Here is a 17,343-nt window from a genome sequence, read left to right on the forward strand (position 1 = left end):
GAGCCGCGGCCCGAACGGCCGGCGACCCGCCCTCACGCCCGCCGCGCCGCGAACACCTCCACCGTCGTCGCGCGCCACGCCCCGGTCGGCGGCGCGGCCGGTCCGTCCCATTCGTCCACCGCCGTCGCCGCCGGCAGCGCCGCGGCGCCGGGCACCGTCTTCCCCGCGTGCCGCAGCACGTTCTCGCCGGCGGCCGGCTCCCGCGCCAGCACCGGGCCGGCGAACACCACCTCGAAGCCGCCGGCGAACGTGCGCGTCAGCCGGTCGCGGAGGTGCGCCCGCAGCGACAGCCCGCGCAGCGGCCAGTCGCGGCCGAGCTGGCGGGCCGTCAGCGTCAGCCCGAGCAGGGCGCGGTACAGCACGCGGAGGCGGTCCGGGTTGTTGCGGAAGTGCATGAACCGCTGCGCCAGCGCGTCCGGGTCGAGGGCCGCGGCGTCGGCCGGGTCGGCGTACGCCAGCACGTCGGCCGCGAGCGGGTGCCGCGCCGCCGCCCACATCCCCGCGAACCGCGAGTACGCCGCCCACGGCACCGCCAGCACCTCGTCGAAGTCGTCGGCCGCCGGCAGCAGCGCGCGTTGCGCGTCGGTGAGGGCTTCGAGCACGCCGGGGTCGCGGGCGAAGTTCGGCAGCGGGAACTCGCCGCGGGCGATCAGCTCGGCGAACGCGCCGCCGGGGCTCGTCGCCAGGTCGAGGACGTGGAGCACGACGCCGCCGGGCCGCAGCACGCGGCGGAACTCGTCGCGCGCCGCGGCCGCGTCCGGCAGCGCGTCGAGGACGCACAGCCCGAGCACGCCGGCGAGCGCGCCGTCGGCAAACGGCAGCGCCGTGACGGGGGCGAGCGCCACGGCGGCGTCGGGGTAGTCGGCCCGCAGCACGTCGAGGAACGGGGCGGACGTGTCGGTGTGGGTGGTGTCGGCGGCGCGGTCGGGCGGCAGCCACGCGCGCAGCTGGCCGCCGCCGGCGCCGACTTCGACGAGCAGCCCCGGGGGAACGAAGCGCGCCACGGCGGCGCGGACGACGCGGGCGGTGAGGGCGTCCCACGGGGCGCGGACGCGGGCCAGGCGGGCGAGCAGCGCGGGGTCGTGCCAGGGGGTCATGGGGGCATCTTACCGCCGCTCGCGGCGCCGCGGGCGGCACACGGCGAGGACCATCGCCCGTGCCGGCGGACGAGGGCGGCGAACGCGGCCGGGTCGCGGCGGCCGGCGAACTGGGCCAGCAGCGGCGCGTCGTCCGGGTCGGCCGGGTGCAGCTGCCGGAGGATCGCCCCCGGCCGGGTCGCGGACATCGTCGCCCCCTCCGCCGTGGTAGTGCCCGGTGGGCGTGTGGCGCGTCACGACGAAAAGACGATTCTCACGCAGAGGCGCAGAGAAGACCGGCGAGATTCAAACCGAACTCTGTTCTTGTTTTCTCTGCGTCTCTGCGCCTCTGCGTGAGCTTTCTTCATTTCCGAACTACGCCGTTTGCGTGCGGCCGCACGCGCCGTTATATTCCCACCCACACCCTCCCCGGGCGACACGATGATCACCCTCGACGAAGCCGCCGTCGACTCCCTCGCCACCAACACCGACGCCGCCAAGAACGGCAAGGCGCTCGTCGCCAAGAAGAAGTTCAACAAGCTCCACACGGCCGACGACGACCTGCTCTTCGGCGAGTGCCAGGGGAGCGGCAAAGACCCGTACCAGTGCTCGGTCGACTTCGTGCGGCCCGAGCAGCCGACGTTCCGCTGCTCGTGCCCAAGCCGGCAGACGCCGTGCAAGCACTGCCTCGGCCTGCTCTACGCCTACGCCCAGAAGAAGCCGTTCACGACGGCGGTGGTCCCCGCCGACCTGCAAGCCAAGCGCGAGAAGCTGACCGCCCGCAAGGAGAAGCAGGCCGAGGTGGCCGCGACCCCGGCGAAGCCGAAGAAGGTGGACACGGCCGCGCTCGCCAAGAAGGTGAAGGCCCAGCTCGACGGCATCGGCGTGCTGGAGAAGCTGGTCCACGACGCGGTCCGCCTCGGCGTCGGCAACATGACCGCGAAACTCGCCAAGCAGATGGAGGAGCAGGCGAAGAAGCTCGGCGACGCGTACCTGCCCGGCGCCCGGATGGCGCTCCACGGCTACACGAACCTGTTCGCCGACGACGGGGGCAAGTTCTCGTCCAAGAAGCCGAGCGCCGCGGCGACCGAGCGGACGCACACCGAGGCACTCGACCAGCTGGCCCGGCTCCACGCCGTCATCAAGCAGGGGCGGGCGTACCTGACGAAGCGCCTCGACGACCCCGACCTCGCGGTGCCGACCGACAGCGCCATCGCCGCCTGGCTCGGCCACGCCTGGCAGCTCGCCGAGCTGAAGGCCCGCGGCCTCGTCGAGGCGGACGCCGAACTGGTGCAACTGGCGTTTAACTCGCACGACGACCCGGCGCGGCAGGAGCTGGTCGATACCGGCGTGTGGATGACGCTCGGCAACGGGGCCGTCCGCGTGACGAACACGCTGCGGCCGTACAAGGCGCTGAAGTTCATCAAGGCCGAGGACAGCGTGTACGGCGTCGTGCGGGTGAAGGAACTGTGCGTGTACCCCGGCAGCGTGAACCCGCGCGTCCGCTGGGACGCCGCGACGACGCGGCCGCTGGAGGCCGCCGACCTGCTGAAGGTCCGCGGCCACGGCCGCTCCGACTTCGCCGCGGCGGTGAAGGACGTGAAGACGGCGCTGAAGGCGCCGCTGGCCGACCGCACGCCGATCCTGGCGCTGAACTACAAGACGCTCGGCAAGGTGGGCGGCGAGTACGTGATCGAGGACGCCGCGGGGAACCGGCTGGTGCTGACCGACGTGGGCATGTCGGAGGAGCCGCCGAGCCTGGGGATGCTGCCGCTGCTGCCGCGGGCGGTGTTCGCCGGGCAGACGATGATCGCCCGCTTCCGGCACGACCTGGACACGCGGCAGTTGCGCGTGAAGCCGCTGAGCCTGGTGACGGAGCACGAGGTAATTCGGCTGACGCTGTAAGTGTTGGGTCGGGTCGATTTCAGGCCGAAGGCCTGACAGCCCTCAGCCCAGGGCAAGGTGCGCAGCACCGCCGCCCTGGGTACGGGGTGGGAAGGGTCGTGCAGGCTGAAGGCCTGCGAGCCGGCTCCCAGGCCTTCAGCCTGGACGTTGGTTGGATGTGCGTACCCAGGGCGGCGGGCCTTCGGCCTTTGCCCTGGGCTGAGGGCTCTCAGCCCTTCGGGCTGAAATCCGAAACCCTGTCCCCCAGTCCCAAAAATGAGCATCGCCGTCCTCTCCCAGGTGTACGCCGAGGCCCGCCGGCTCGCGGTCGCGGGCAGCGTGGTCGCCAAGGGCGACTTCCGCCTCCGCAAGCTCCTGCCGCCGCTGGAGCAGGCCGGGGCGCAGGCTCCCGTGTTCGCCAAGGTCGCGGAAGCCGCCCGCGCCGTCGTCGACGGCCCCGAGGCGAACTCCGCCGAGGCGCTGCTCGAACTCGCGGCGCTCGCCAGCGCCGTCCTCTACACCCAGGGCGAGACCGGCATCGCCGGCCCGCTCGAACCGGTCGAGAGCAGCAGCCTCGGCGGGAGCACGCTGCAAATCCCCGCCCGCGAGTTGAAGCCGCTCCTCGAAGCGCTCACGGGCAAGGGCGGCGGCCGCTTCGCCCCCATCAAGGAGGCGGTGGACAAGGGCCACTTCCGCGACCTGCGCCTGATCCGCCCCGCCCTCGCCGCCATCGACGACGGCTACGCCGACGTGGCCGACCTGATCGCCGACAAGGTGCTACCGCAGTACGGGACCGCGGTGCTGGAGGAACTGCGGGCGAAGTACGACCCGAAGGGGACGAAGGGGCACCCGCGCCGCCTCAAGCTGATGCACCAGATCGACGCCGCCGGCGCCCGCGAGCTGGTGAAGGAGGCGCTGGACAAGGGCTCGAAGGAGGTGAAGGTCGCGGCGATCTCGTGCCTCGGGGCCGAGCCCGAGGACCGCGACTACCTCATCGACCAGGCCGCGTCCAAGACGCAGGACGTGCGCGGAGCGGCGTACCAGGCGCTCGCCAAGCTCGACCACCCGGCCGCGGTCGCCGTGCTGGCGAAGGCCGTCCAGGGGAAGGACCTGCACCTCGCCGCCCACGCCATCGTCGACAGCAAGAACCCGAAGCTGGCTGCGGTGCTGGCCGCGGAGATCCGCACGTCGGTGGACGCGTTCCTGAAGCTGAAGGACAAGAAGAAGGCGTCCGAGGCCGCCGACCGCATCACCGACCTGCTCAACGCCCTGCCCGACGCCAAGTCCGCCGAGCTCGACGCACTGCTGCTCGACCTGTTCGCCCGCCGGGCCGAGCTGGCGAAGGTGAAAGGTTCGACCTACTCCGGCACCGACGTGGTGGAGTCGGTCGTCTCGCAGATGGCCGACGGCTCCGAGGCGGTGCGGCGGGCGCTGGTGGCGGCGCACGCCGAGCTGGAGCCCGACCAACTCCAGCAGGCGTTCGAGGCCGGCCGGCCGTACCTCACGCCGGCCGAGCTGTACGACAGCTTCGCCCCCTACATCGCGGCCACGGCCGGCCGGGGGAAGAAGCGGGGGAAGGACCCCGAGTGGGAACGGCGGGAGGCGGTCCTGGACGCGATCGACAGCGACTTCTACCCGTACCAGTGGCTCAACCCCGACGACGATGACGACGACGATTCGGAGCTGGACGAGCCGGAGCGCGAGCGGCCGGAGCCGCAGCCGTACGACCCGCGGTGGCTCGACCTGGCGGTGGCGGCGAAGCACACCGGGGCGATTCAGGCCCTCGCCCGGCCGGGTCACGCGGGGGCGCTGGCGTTCGCCAAGAGCGAGTTCGACGCGGCCCTGAAGAAGGCCAAGCACCCGTCCGACGTGCAGAACGAGATGACCACCCTGCTCCGGGTCGCGCACCCGGACGCGGCCGACGCCTTCTTCGCGGGGCTGGCGCGGCGGCCGAAGAAGGTGCACTTCTACCAGTTCTACTGGTACGCGAACATGATCCCGCGGCTGCCGCTGTCGGCGGTGCCGCGGCTGGAGGAGGCGCTGGCCGGCTTCCCGAAGGACGTCGCCGAGCACGTCGGCGAGGACTGGCAGAAGGCGATCGACAAGCTGAAGGCGAAGGGCGCGGCGCCCTGATTCCCTCCGCTTGCGGCGTAGCGGCGTCAACGCCGCTACGCCGCAAGCGGCAAACCCAATACACCTCACCCCCGAGCCCCGGTCATGGCCAAGAAGAAACCCGACGACGCCCCCGCCGCCGCGAACGGCACCGCGTCCACCGTCCTCCGCGCCCCCGCCGAAGAGATGTTCGCCGCCGAGCTGGAACAGCTCATCAAGACCGACACGCACCCGAAGCCGCCCGGCTGGCGGATGTCGCCGCGGGCCGTCGCCACGTACATCTGCGGCGGCAAGGCCGGCACCCTCGCCGTCACGCCCAAATACATCGGCCACCGCCGCCTCGTCGAGATCGCCATCTCGACGCTCGTCACCGACCGCGCGCTGCTGCTGATCGGTGAGCCCGGCACGGCGAAGTCGTGGCTCAGCGAACACCTCGCGGCGGCGATCAACGGCGACAGCACGAAGGTGGTGCAGGGCACCGCCGGCACCACGGAGGAGCAGATCCGCTACACGTGGAACTACGCCATGCTGATCGCCCGCGGGCCGAGCCCGGAGGCGCTCATCAAGTCGCCGGTGTTCCGCGCCATGGAATCCGGCACCCTCGCCCGCTTCGAGGAAATCACCCGCTGCGCCGCCGAGGTGCAGGACGCGCTCATCTCGCTCCTGTCCGAGAAGCGGCTCGCGGTGCCGGAACTGGCGACCGAGATTCCCGCGGCGAAGGGCTTCTCCATCATCGCCACCGCGAACACCCGCGACCGCGGCGTCAACGACATGTCCGCGGCGCTGAAGCGGCGCTTCAACACCGTCGTGCTGCCGAGCCCGGCGACGCTCGAAACGGAGGTGGATATCGTCCGCAAGCGCGTCGCCGAGCTGGGGGCGCACCTGGAGCTGAAGGCGGCGCCGCCGTCGGAGGACGCCGCGACGCAGGTCGTTACCATCTTCCGCGAACTGCGCGGCGGCCAGACGCTCGACGGCAAGGCCAAGATCAAGACGCCGACCGGCGTGCTCTCGACCGCCGAGGCGATCTCGGTGCTGACGAACGGCATGGCGCTGGCCGGTCACTTCGGCACGGGCGAGGTCAGCCCGATCGACCTGGCGGCGGGGTTACAGGGCGCCGTCGTGAAGGACGAGGAGAAGGACAAGGTGGTGTGGGGCGAGTACCTGGCGAACGTGCTGAAGAAGCGCGGCGCCGACTGGCGGCCGCTGTTCACCGCGTGCGCGGAGGCGAACTCGTGACCGCCCCCGGTACGGTCCACGTCTTCGGCGTGCGCCACCTGTCGCCCGGCGGCGCGTGGCACCTCCGCGCCCTGCTCGACCGCGTGAAGCCGAAGGTGATCTGCGTCGAGGGGTTGGCCGACGCCGGGCCGATGGTGCACCACCTGCAAAAGAAGGGGACGAAGCCGCCGGTCGCCATCCTGGCGTACACGGACAGCATGCCGGTGCGCACGCTCGTGTACCCGCTCGCGGCGTACAGCCCGGAGTTCCAGGCCGTCGTGTGGGCGAAGGAGCACGGCGCCCGCGTCGAGTTCATCGACCTGCCGTCGGACGTGTTCCTCGGGTTGCAGGACGTGGAGATCGAGCGGCTGACGCGCGGCGCCGCCAAGGACGCGGACGACGGCGAGGCCGAGAAGGACGCCGCGTGGCGGCCCGAGCGCGGGGAGTCGATCTACGAGCGCATCGCCGACCGCGAGGGCGAGCCGGACTACGACAGCTACTGGGAGCGCCGCTTCGAGCACAACCTGAACGACGCTTCGTACCAGCGCGCGGCGTTCGAGCTCGGGCGCGAGTTGCGCGCCGAGGCCGACGAGCCCGTGTGGCGCGCCGAGAACCTCGTCCGCGAGGCGTACATGCGCCGCCGCATCCGCGAGGTGCTCGACGACGGCGTGAAGCCCGAACAGGTCGTCGCGGTCGTCGGCGCCTTCCACGCGCCGGTGCTCGGCCCCGAGCTGCCGGCGATGACCGACGCCGAACTCGCGTCGCTGCGGCGCCGGCCCGGCAAGCTGACGCTGATGCCGTACTCGTACTTCAAGCTGTCGAGCCAGTCGGGGTACGGGGCGGGGAACCGGGCGCCGGCGTACTTCCACCTGTGCTGGGAGATGATCCAGGCCGGCGGCCTCGCCGAGCTGCCGCACCGCTACCTGAGCGAGGTCGTCCGCCACCAGCGCGCCGCCGGCACGCACCGCAGCACCGCCGAGGTCATCGAGGGCGTCCGCCTGGCGTGCACGCTCGCGGCGCTGCACGACGGCACCGCCCCCACCCTCGCCGACCTGCACGACGCGGCCGTGACGCTGATGGGCCACGGCGACGTGAGCACGATCGCCGAGGCGCTGGCGAGCGTGGACGTGGGCACCGCCATCGGCGCGCTGCCGCAGGGCGTGGCGCGCACGTCCATCCAGGAGGACTTCGACCGGCAGATGAGCCGGCTGCGGCTGGAGAAGTACAAGACGACCGTGGCCGTGGAGCTGGAGCTGGACGTGCGCGAGGACCGCCGCGCCAAGACGGCTGAGTCGGCGTTCACGGACCTGCGGCGGTCGTCGTTCTTCCACCGCCTGCGCGTGCTGGACATCGGCTTCGCCAAGCCGCTGAAGGGCGGCACCGACCAGGGGACGTGGTACGAGCGCTGGAAGCTGCAGTGGACGCCGGAGCACGAGATCGCGCTCGTCGAGGCGGTGCTGCTCGGCGAGACGGTCGAGCTCGCGGCCGGGTACAAGTTCAAGCAGCGGCTCGAAGCTGCGGTGACCATCGCGGACGCGGCCGACGTGGTGATGGACTCGTGCCTGTGCGGCCTGGGTCGCTCCACGGACGCGGCCCGGAAGCGGCTCCAGGAACTCGCCGCGGTCAGTTCCGACCTGGCGGCGGTCGCCCACGCGGCGGCGCGGCTGAGCCAGGTCGTGCGCTACGGCGACGTGCGCAAGTTCGACCCGGTGCCGCTCCTGCCGCTGATCGACGAGCTGTTCGTGCAGGGCTCGCTTGCCCTGTTCGGTGCCGCCAACTGCGACAACCAGGCGGCCGCGACCTACGTCGAGGCGATCGACCAGCTGAACCGCGTGAGCGACGAGCACCACGAGCGGGTGGACATCGAGATGTGGCTGCGCGAGCTGCGGAAGCTGTCCGACGCCGACGACCGCAACCCGCTGCTGTCGGGCTACGCCTGCGCCGTGCTGCTGGAGCGCGGCGTGATGGAAACGGACGCGCTGGCGCGGGAGGTGTCGCGGCGGCTGTCGCCGGGCATCCCGGCCGACCTCGGCGCCGGATGGTTCGAGGGGCTGTCGCGGCGGAACCGCGGCGCGTTGCTGGCGCGGCAGCCGCTGTGGGCGGAGCTGGCGGACTACGTCGCGGCGCTGGACGACGACCAGTTCCGCCGGGCGATCGTGTTCCTGCGGCGGGCGTTCGGCGGCTTCACCCCACACCAGAAGCGACAGATCTGCGAGAACCTGGCCGAGCACTGGGGCGTGAGCGCCGAGCAGGCGTCGGAGGTGCTGAGCGCCGAGCTGACGGAGACGGAGCAGAAGAAGGTTGCGGAGCTGAGCGAGTTCAACTTCGACGACATTTAAGTGAGAGAATGGCCGCAAAAAGGCACAAAAAGCACAAAACATGACGTGTGGTGACTCGCTTTCTGACTTTCATTTTGTGCGTTTTGTGCCTTTTTGCGGCCATTCAGTTCGGAGCGTCCCATGCCCACTGCTACCCCCGACGCCACGCAACTCCGCCGCTGGCGCCTCATCCTCGGCCAGGACGCGCAACCGGCCCTCGGCGGCATGGGCGGCTGCGCCCTTAGCGCCGCCGAGTCCGAAATCGACGCCGCCCTCGGCGCCATCTACGACGACATCCCCGAGGACGAGGACACCCCCAAGAAGCGCTCGGCCGGGCTCGGCGCCTCCGCCCCGCGGCTCGCCAAGTGGCTCGGCGACGTGCGCACGTACTTCAAGGAAGACGTCGTCTCCGTCATCCAGACCGACGCCATCGAGCGGAAGGGGCTCAAGCAGCTGCTGTTCGAGCCGGAGACGCTCAAGTCGGTGCAGCCGAACGTGCAGCTCGTCGGCACCCTGATGTCGCTCTCCGGCCGCATCCCGGAGCGCACCAAGGACACCGCCCGCATGGTCGTTGCGGCCGTCGTGGACGAGATCAAGAAGAAGCTGGAGCAGCAGATTCGCCAGGCCGTGACCGGGGCGCTGAACCGGCGCGAACACTCGCCCATCCCCAGCGCCACGTCCATCGACTTCAAGCGGACGATCGGCCGGAACCTGAAGAACTACCAGCCCGACCTCGGCACCATCGTGCCGGAGCGGGTGTCCTTCTTCAGCCGGGCGCAGCGGTCGAACGCCTACACCGTGATCGTGGACATGGACCAGTCCGGCAGCATGGCCGACTCGGTCGTGTACGGCGCCGTGTGCGGGTCGATCTTCGCCAGCATCCCGGCGCTGAACACGCGCGTCGTGGCGTTCGACACCGAGGTCGTGGACCTGACGGAGAAGTGCGGCAACGACCCGGTCGGCATGATCTTCGGCGTGCAGCTCGGCGGCGGCACCGACATCAACAAGAGTGTGGCGTACTGCGAGCAGTTCATCACCGATCCGAAGAAGACGCTGTTCATCCTGCTGACGGACCTGTACGAGGGCGGCAACGAGGCGCAGCTGGTGCGGCGGATGGGCGAGATGAAGGCGGCGGGGGTGAAGGCGATCTGCCTGCTGGCGCTGGCGGACGGCGGCGCCCCGTGCTACGACGAGCGGCTGGCGCGGAAGCTGGCGGCGCTGGGGATTCCGTGCTTCGCGTGCACGCCGGCCCGGCTGCCGGAACTGGTCGAGGCGGCGCTCAAGGGCGGCGACCTGACGCGGTTCGCCACGAAGGCCGAGCCGGCGAAGTAACCATTCGGCGAGCCGGGTGCGTGAGCGACCGGAGTGGCACGCCACACATGCGCGTGCCACTCCGGTCGCTCACGCTCCCGGCTCGCCTCTCGCGCGAACCTGCCCCGACCAACCGTGTCCCTTCTCGCGTCCCCGGGGTGTGGCGGAGGCACGCGACTCTACGAAAGTCGTAGGCCTGGTTCGACTCCAGGCGGGGATACTGACGCCGACCGACGGGTCGGCCGGCCGGCTGCAACCCGGCCCGCGTGGGTTCGACTCCCGCCGGCGTCTCTACGAGCCGGGGGCCGTGGGACGTGGATCGAAAGAAAGCCGGGTGAAGATCCCCCGGCTTTGTTGCACGGTACTACCCACGCCCCCTACTTGAGCTCGGCGCGCTTCTTGGTGATCAGCGCGAGGAGCGCCTTCTGCGGGTCGGCGAACTTCTCCAAGCCCTCCCGCATCAGCGTCTCTTCCAGCTTCTGCATGTCCACCTTCGCGTCGATCTCGGCGAGCACGTCGGCCGGCGGCAGCTCGTTGATGTGGGAGGTGAACGTCCGCCCACACTCCTGCACGGCCTTGTTCGTGGCCGGCGGGTTCGTCTCGATGTCGCTGCCGGCGAACGCCTCGACGTACATCCAGGCCGGCGGCGTGGTGCCGTCCATCATCTTCTTCGTGCCGGTGCTGGCGAAGATCATCTCCTGCGACCGGGCCAGCCCCTTGTCGGCCCAGTAGTCCTTGTTCATCTTCCAGATCCGCTTGGCGTTCACGATGCCGACCTGGCCCTGGGCGGCGGGCGACAGGCTCGGAACGGCCTTCTCGGTGTACACGTCCACCCGGCTCACGAAGATGCTGTACACCGACTTCACATTCGCCTTGTCGCTCCGCCGCTGGGCGCCGCGCCAGCAGGCGTCGCGGGCCGCCTTGTACTGCCGCTCGCTGAAGATGAGGGTGACGTTCAGCGCCACCCCGGCGGCCATGAGCTCCTCGAGCGCGCCGAGCCCGCCCGGGGTCGCCGGCACCTTGATCATCCGGTTCGTGTGCCCGGCCGACCACTTCTTGCCGAGCTCGATGTACTTCTTCGACCGCTCCGCCGCCGGCATCGTGTTGGCGGTGTCTTCGAGGAGCGGGTCGAGCTCGAAGCTCACCCACCCCTCGTCGCCCTTCGTCTCCTCCCACACCGGGAGGAACACCGCCTGCGCGTCCTTCACCAGCTTGTCGGTCATGGCCCACGCCACGGCCTCGTCGTCGAGCCCCTGGGCGAAGAACGCCTTCATGTCGCCGTCGAACTTCCCGGTCTTGATGAGGTCCGAGATGATGATCGGGTTGGACGTGGCCCCGGTCGCCCCGTTCGCCCGATTGGTGGCGATCTCGACGGGGTCGACGGAGTCGAGGTACAGCTTGGTGCCGGCGGCGACGAGCGATTGGAGCGGCGTCACGGGGTGCCCTCGGGGGTGGGTGCGTCGGGGTGATTGTACCGGAATCGGGCGCGGCGGTTACACCACGGCCCGCTTCCACCGGCCGCCGGCGAACCGCAGCGCGAAGAACGCCCCGCGGACCCAGATGTCGGCGACCATCGCCACCCACGCGCCGTACAGCCCGAGGCCGGCCGGGCCGGTCAGCAGGTACGCCAGCGGGATGCGCACGCCGAGGAAGCCGAGCCAGCTGAACAGCACCGGCACCCGCGCGTCGCCGGCCCCGCGGAGCGCCGCCGTGAACACGATCTGGCTCGCCAGCGCCGGCATCGCCAGCGCGATCAGCCGGAGCGTCGGCACGCCGGCCTCGACGATCGGCTCCTCGTCGGCGGCGTGGCAGAAGACGAGGAACATCGGCCGGGCCAGCACCGCGAACAGCACGCCCATCGCGGTCATCACGCCGCACGCGACGCCGAACGCCGTCCAGCCCGCCTTCGCGGCGCGGCCGGGGTCGTTGGCGCCGAGGCTCTGGCTCACGAGCGACATCGCCGCGGTGCCGAACGCGCCGCCGGCCAGGAACCCGAGCGCCTCCCACTTCAGCGTGATGCCGTGCGCCGCCGCGGCCACGTCGCCGAGGCCGTTGACGATGCCGAGGAACCACAGCTGGCACGCCGCCACGCTCAGGCTGTCCACGCCCGCCGGCACGCTGACGCGGAGCACGCGGTACAGCAGCGCGCCGTCCGGCTTCAGGGCGGGCAGCGTGATCTTCAAGCCGGAGCGGCCGCGGGCCAGCAGTGACAGCACGATGACACAGCCGGTGAGGTGGCTCAGGCCGGTGCCGAGCGCGATGCCGCGGAAGCCGAGGCCCTCCAGCGGCCCGACGCCGAAGCACAGCCCCCACGCGAGCGGCACGTTCAGCACGGCGACGCCGCCGAGCACCTTCAGGCCGGTGCGGGTGTCGCCGGCGCCGGCCAGGCACGCGACGCACGCCGACTCGGTGATCTGGAACGGCAGCAGCAGCGCCAGCGGGAACAGGAACGAAAGGCAGTACGCGGCCGCGTCGCCGGTGAGGCCGAGCGCGGCGACGAGCGCCGGCAGCCCGAGCAGGGCCGCGACCGTTCCCGCGACGCCGAACGCGAGCGCCAGCAGCACCGCCTGTGCGGTGGCCCGCCTCGCCCCGCCCCAGTCGCCGGCCCCGACGAACCGCGCCACCAGCGCCGTGCTGCCGACGCTGACGAGCACGGTGTAGCTGGACACGACCCAGTAGAGGTAGCCGGCGGTGGTGAGGGCCGCGAGGTACGCCTTCCGGGCGGCCGGGTCGGGCAGGTCGAACCGGTCGGCGAGGTACTGGTCGGACAGGCTGACGACGAGGTGCAGGTACTGTTGCGCGAGCGCCGGCAGGGCGAGGGCGAGCACCCGGCGCGCGATCGGGGGTTCTCCCATACCAGGCATGATACGGCCGCTACGGCAGCGCTTGGCCGTCCGTCACGGCGGCGGCCGGGGCGGCGACCGACTCGGCGCCGGTGAAGTCGGTCCAGTCGGCGGTGCCGGGGCGGCGGTAGCGGCGGACCTGCGTGTGCTGCGCGTCGCCGCGGTGGAACTGCACCGCCACGCGCACCGCCTTGCCGCCCTCGGCCAGGAACACGACCGGCTCGTCGTTCGCCTTGCCGACCGCGGCCGCCGGCACCGCCCACTCGGCCGGCAGCTCGGCCGTCAACTTCGCCACCACGTACATCCCGGGCCGCACCTTCCCGCCCGGGTTCGGCAGGTCGATCTCCGTCCGCAGCGTGCGCGAGCCGGGGTCGAGCGCCCACGACGTGCGGACCACCTTCCCGCTCACCGGCGCGCCCGCGGTCGGCAGGGCGACCGACACGGCGGTGCCGGCGTCGACCAGCCCGGCATCCGCCTCCGGAACGTTTACCACGACGCGGACCGGGTCGAGCCGCGCCACGGCGAACAGGCCGTGCCGGCCGTCGGCGGCGACGAAGTCGCCGGTGTTCGCGGTGCGGCGGGTGACGACGCCGTCGAACGGCGCCTTGATGCGGGTGTAGGCGCGCAGCGCGTCCGTGCGGCGGACGCCGGCGCGGGCCACGTCGAGCCGGGCGTCGGCGGCGGCCACGTCGGCGGCGGCCTTGTCGCGGTCGGCGTCGGCCTTCGCCACCGCGGCCCCGGCCGACGTCACTTTTGCCGTCGCCTCCGCCCTCCCGGCCTCGGCCGACTTCAGCTGGTTGAGCGTCTCGTCGCGGGTCTGCGTGTCGATGACGCCGCCGGCGACGAGCCGCCCGATCCGCTCCGCCTCCGACTGCCAGCGGACGTACACCGCCTGGGCGCGGCCGAGCCCGGCCTCGGCCTCGACGACGTGCGCCTTGGCCGCGGCCACCCCCGCGGCCGACGCCGCGAGCGCCTTCTTGGCCTGCGTTACCTCGGCGTCGGCCTGCCGAACGAGGGCTTCCTTCTGCTTGAACTCCTCCTCCAACTCCGGCACCGCGAGCTCGGCGAGCACCTGGTCGCGGGTGACGCGGGTGCCGATGTCGGCGTCGAGCTTCTGGACGTAGCCGCCGACGCGGGCGTGCAGCACCGTCTCCTCGAACGGGTGGACGGCGCCCGGCTGCTCCACGACGCGCTTGACGGGGCGCTTCTCGACCTTCACGACGGTGACCGGCGGCGCGGCCGCGGGCGCGGCGGCGCCGGGGCCGGCCGGGGGCCGCGAGCAGCCGGCCGCGAGGAGCGCGACGAGGGCGACGGCACGGTCAAGTCGCATGGCCAGGCTCCTGCACACCGGGAACGTATACGGGGCTCGCCGGGTCGAACGGGTTCCGCGACGCCGACCGCGCCGGCCGCCGGCCCATCGCCAGCCCGAACGCCGCCGGCAGCACGAACAGCGTCGTCAGCGTACCCGCCACCAGCCCGCCGACGACGGCGCGCCCGAGCGGCGCCGTCTGGTCGCCGCCGAGCGCCATCGGGATCATACCGGCGGTCATCGCCGCGGCCGTCATCAGGATCGGCCGCGCCCGCTCCCGCGCCGCCGCGGCGCCGGCCTCGGGGCCGGGCAACCCCCCGGCGCGGCGGCGCTCGGCGAACGTCACCAGCAGGATGGCGTTCGCCGTCGCCACGCCCACGGCCATGATCGCGCCGGTGAACGATTGCAGGTTCAGCGTCGAACCCGTCAGCAGCAGCGCCGCCGCGACGCCGGCCAGCACCGCCGGCACCGGCGCCACCGCCACCAGCGCCAGCCGCAGCGACTGGTAGTACGCCACGAGCATCAGCCCGACGGCGACGACCGCCACGGCGAGCCCGAAGCCGAGGCCGCGGAACAGCTCGCGGAACGGCGTGATCTGCCCGCGCACGTCCACGGCCACGCCCTTCGGCGCGTCGCCGGCCGCCTTCACGGCCGCGTCCACGTCCTTCGCCACTGTGCCCAGGTCGGCGCCCTGCACGTTCGCCGTCAGGCTGACGACGCGCTTCATGTTGTACCGGTCGATCTCGCCCGGCATCACGCCGTCCTTCACGCTGCCGACGTCGCGCAGCAGCACGGCGCCGGATACGGGCACCACCTCCAGGTCCTTCCCGGACTTCACCAGCGCGAACGGCACCTCCACCTGCACCTGGTAGCCGATGCCGCTGGCCGGGTCGCGCCAGAAGTTCGGCACGGTGAACCGGCTCGACGACGTGTACGGCGTCACCGCCCGCGCCACGTCGGCCGCCGTGCTGCCGCTCGCCGCCAGCTTGCGCCGGTCCACGGTCACTTCCACCGTCGGGTAGTCGAGCGGCTGCGCGAACTGCACGTCCTTCAGCGCCGGCACCTTGCCCAGCTCGGCGGCCAGCTTCTCGGCGTACGCCCGGCTCGCGGCCATGTTGGCCCCCGCCACCTGCACCTCGACCGGCGTCGGCGAGCCGAAGCTCATCACCTCGTTCACGATGTCGGCCGGCTCGAACGACAGCCGAATCTCCTTCGCCCGCCGCTCCGCCACGTCGGCGGGCACGCCCTGCGCCTTCCACCGCGCCGCCGTCCACGCCTCGAGGTGCGCCGGCAGCTTCTCGCGCAGCCGCGCCGTCAGGTCGTCCACGCGAACGGAGCCGGGCTTGAGCGCGACGCGAACCGCCGACTCGTGCGGGCCGCCCATCCACAGGTACACCGCGTTGATGGGGTAGCTCGACGCCACCACGCCGACGTAGCCGAGGGTGATGTCCACCTCGCCGCCCGCGGCCTTCGCCTCCTCGCCGATGTAGCGCAGCGCCTCCTGCGTGATCGCTTCGGTCTGCTCGATGCGGGTGCCGGTGGGGGCGCGGAGGCGGAGCTGAAACGCGCCGGCGTCCACGCGCGGGAAGATGTCCGTTCCCACCTGCGGCACCAGCAGCGCGAGCGCGCCCCCGGCGAGTACGAGGTACGCCGGCACGAGTACCCACCGCCCCGCGACCAGCCCGCCGACGGCGCGGCCGTACCACCCCGGCGGCCGCTCCGCCGCCGCGGTGTGCTTGCTCTTCAGCAGCCACACGCACAGCACCGGCACGAGCGTGCCGGACAGGACGTAGCTGGCGATCATGGCGAAGCCGACGGCCAGCGCCAGCGGCAGGAACAGGCCGCGGGCCGCGCCCTCCATCACGAACGCCGGGATGAACACGGCCAGGACGCACAGCATCGCCAGGAGCCGCGGCACCGCCGTCTCCGTGACGCCGCGCCACGCGGCCAGCGCCACCGACGGCGTGCGCGTCATCTGCACGTGGACGTTCTCGACGGCCACCGTGGACTCGTCCACGAGCACGCCGACGGCGAGCGCCAGGCCGCCGAGGGTCATCAGGTTGAGCGTCTGGCCGGTCAGCCACAGGGCCACGACCGCGGCGACGAGCGCGAACGGGATGTTCAGCACGACGACGACCACGCTCCGCCAGTCGCGCAGGAACAGGAGCACCATCAGCCCCACGAGGCCGGCCGCGAGCAGCCCCTCGTAGGCGACGGCCTTCATCGACGCGGTGACGACCGGCGACTGGTCCAGCTCGAAGCTGACGCGGATGTCGTCGGGCAGCTCGGCCTGCATCTGCGGCAGGTTCGCGCGCACGTTCCGCACCACGTCGAGCGTGCTGGCGCTGGCCCGCTTCGTCACCAGGATGTAGACGGCGCGCTTGCCGTTGACGAGGGCGTAGCCGGTGGGGACGTCGCTGGCGTCGTCGATGAGCGGGCGGCCGGTCACGGGGTCGCGGCGGACCACGTCCTGCAGGAAGACGCCGGGCTTCACCTCGATCGTGCCGAGCTCGTCGGGCCGCACCACCATCGCGTTGCTGGGCACGAGCGGCATCCGCGTCTCGTCGCGGATCTGGCCGGACGGGGCGATGGTGTTGCCTTCCGTCAGCTTCTTCACCACGTCGTCGGCGGAGAGGCCGTAGGCCTGGAGGCGCTCGGGGTCGGCGCGGACGACGACGGTGCGCTGCGACCCGCCGAACGGCGGCGGGGCGCTGACGCCCTCGATGGCGGCGAACATCGGGCGGACGCGGAACAGCGCCTTGTCCTGGATCTCGCCGACCGAGCGCGTCTCGCTGGACAGCACGAGGTAGCCCACGGGCACGCTGCCGGTGTCGAACCGCATGATGAACGGGTTGACGGTGCCCGGCGGCATGAACGCCCGGCTGCGGTTGACGTAGCCGACCGTCTCGCCCATGGCCTGCGCCATGTCGGTGCCGGGGTGGAAGTACAGCTTCATCAGGGACATGCCCTGGACGTTCTTCGACTCGACGTGGTGGATGCCGTTCACGTACAGGAAGTGGTACTCGTAGTAGTTGGCGATCAGCCCCTCCATCTGCTGCGGGTCCATGCCGCCGTACGGCTGGCACACGTAGATGACCGGCAGGTTGAGGGCGGGGAAGATGTCGGCCTTCATGCGGCCGAGGGCGAGGGCGCCGGCCAGCGCGACGCCGGCGGCGAGCACGAGCACGGTGACCGGGCGCGACAGGGCGGACGTGACAATGTTCATCGCGGGTTCCGGCGGCGCGGGGCGGCACGGGCATTGAACCCGGCGGCGC

Annotated in this window: 11 protein-coding genes; 5 read left to right on the plus strand and 6 right to left on the minus strand. The window is 71.9% G+C overall.

All coding sequences use genetic code 11. The features are described 5' to 3' along the window. Positions 1 to 32 precede the first annotated feature (32 nt). Together ETAA1_RS01890 and ETAA1_RS01895 are read right to left on the minus strand one after the other, a co-directional pair. The gene (locus ETAA1_RS01890) at positions 33 to 1,097 is read right to left on the minus strand and encodes a methyltransferase domain-containing protein (protein ID WP_145233820.1); all 1,065 of its coding nucleotides are present in this window, start codon (positions 1,095 to 1,097) and stop codon (positions 33 to 35) included. Further along, entirely contained in the window at positions 1,094 to 1,285 is a 192-nt protein-coding gene (locus ETAA1_RS01895; RefSeq protein ID WP_145233822.1) for a hypothetical protein, read from the minus strand. The genes ETAA1_RS01890 and ETAA1_RS01895 overlap by 4 nt, the downstream gene beginning before the upstream one ends. 232 nt (positions 1,286 to 1,517) lie before the next feature. Here ETAA1_RS01895 and ETAA1_RS01900 point away from each other — a divergent pair, with 232 nt between their 5' ends. The 5 genes from ETAA1_RS01900 (at position 1,518) to ETAA1_RS01920 (ending at position 9,937) form a co-directional block, all read left to right on the plus strand. Next, on the plus strand, positions 1,518 to 2,981 hold the full coding sequence (locus tag ETAA1_RS01900) for an SWIM zinc finger family protein (protein WP_145233824.1): 1,464 nt from the start codon (positions 1,518 to 1,520) through the stop codon (positions 2,979 to 2,981). Between the two features lie 255 nt (positions 2,982 to 3,236). Further along, positions 3,237 to 5,093, plus strand: a complete 1,857-nt coding sequence (locus tag ETAA1_RS01905) for a HEAT repeat domain-containing protein (protein ID WP_145233825.1) — start codon at positions 3,237 to 3,239, stop codon at positions 5,091 to 5,093. 84 nt (positions 5,094 to 5,177) lie between these two features. Beyond that, entirely contained in the window at positions 5,178 to 6,308 is a 1,131-nt protein-coding gene (locus ETAA1_RS01910; RefSeq protein ID WP_145233827.1) for an ATP-binding protein, read from the plus strand. After that, positions 6,305 to 8,626 (plus strand): DUF5682 family protein, encoded by a 2,322-nt coding sequence (locus tag ETAA1_RS01915; RefSeq protein WP_145233829.1) that lies wholly within the window; start codon positions 6,305 to 6,307, stop codon positions 8,624 to 8,626. Before ETAA1_RS01910 ends, ETAA1_RS01915 begins: the two co-directional genes overlap by 4 nt. Before the next feature lie 120 nt (positions 8,627 to 8,746). After that, positions 8,747 to 9,937, plus strand: coding sequence for a VWA domain-containing protein (locus ETAA1_RS01920; protein WP_145233831.1), 1,191 nt, complete (start codon positions 8,747 to 8,749; stop codon positions 9,935 to 9,937). Positions 9,938 to 10,293: 356 nt separating this feature from the next. On the opposite strand, the gene ETAA1_RS01925 is transcribed toward ETAA1_RS01920, so the two are convergent. From ETAA1_RS01925 to ETAA1_RS01940, 4 genes are read right to left on the minus strand one after another with little or no spacing between them, the layout of a single operon-like run. After that, complete coding sequence (locus tag ETAA1_RS01925; protein WP_145233832.1) at positions 10,294 to 11,352, minus strand: transaldolase family protein; 1,059 nt, start codon at positions 11,350 to 11,352, stop codon at positions 10,294 to 10,296. Between the two features lie 57 nt (positions 11,353 to 11,409). Next, entirely contained in the window at positions 11,410 to 12,744 is a 1,335-nt protein-coding gene (locus ETAA1_RS01930; protein WP_238389348.1) for an MATE family efflux transporter, read from the minus strand. 46 nt (positions 12,745 to 12,790) lie between these two features. Beyond that, a complete protein-coding gene (locus ETAA1_RS01935) occupies positions 12,791 to 14,089 on the minus strand; it encodes an efflux RND transporter periplasmic adaptor subunit (protein ID WP_145233836.1) in 1,299 nt (432 codons plus the stop codon). Then, positions 14,079 to 17,294, minus strand: a complete 3,216-nt coding sequence (locus ETAA1_RS01940; RefSeq protein ID WP_145233838.1) for an efflux RND transporter permease subunit — start codon at positions 17,292 to 17,294, stop codon at positions 14,079 to 14,081. The genes ETAA1_RS01935 and ETAA1_RS01940 overlap by 11 nt, the downstream gene beginning before the upstream one ends. Positions 17,295 to 17,343: the final 49 nt, after the last annotated feature.

It is taken from the genome of Urbifossiella limnaea (assembly GCF_007747215.1).
GTDB lineage: Bacteria > Planctomycetota > Planctomycetia > Gemmatales > Gemmataceae > Urbifossiella > Urbifossiella limnaea.

What these genes read in the sequence shown, in the direction of transcription:
- ETAA1_RS01890 (WP_145233820.1), bottom strand. Translation starts at nt 1,097, where the DNA reads ATGACCCCCTGGCACGACCCCGCGCTGCTCGCCCGCCTGGCCCGCGTC.
- ETAA1_RS01895 (WP_145233822.1), bottom strand. Translation starts at nt 1,285, where the DNA reads ATGTCCGCGACCCGGCCGGGGGCGATCCTCCGGCAGCTGCACCCGGCC.
- ETAA1_RS01900 (WP_145233824.1), top strand. Translation starts at nt 1,518, where the DNA reads ATGATCACCCTCGACGAAGCCGCCGTCGACTCCCTCGCCACCAACACC.
- ETAA1_RS01905 (WP_145233825.1), top strand. Translation starts at nt 3,237, where the DNA reads ATGAGCATCGCCGTCCTCTCCCAGGTGTACGCCGAGGCCCGCCGGCTC.
- ETAA1_RS01910 (WP_145233827.1), top strand. Translation starts at nt 5,178, where the DNA reads ATGGCCAAGAAGAAACCCGACGACGCCCCCGCCGCCGCGAACGGCACC.
- ETAA1_RS01920 (WP_145233831.1), top strand. Translation starts at nt 8,747, where the DNA reads ATGCCCACTGCTACCCCCGACGCCACGCAACTCCGCCGCTGGCGCCTC.
- ETAA1_RS01935 (WP_145233836.1), bottom strand. Translation starts at nt 14,089, where the DNA reads ATGCGACTTGACCGTGCCGTCGCCCTCGTCGCGCTCCTCGCGGCCGGC.
- ETAA1_RS01940 (WP_145233838.1), bottom strand. Translation starts at nt 17,294, where the DNA reads ATGAACATTGTCACGTCCGCCCTGTCGCGCCCGGTCACCGTGCTCGTG.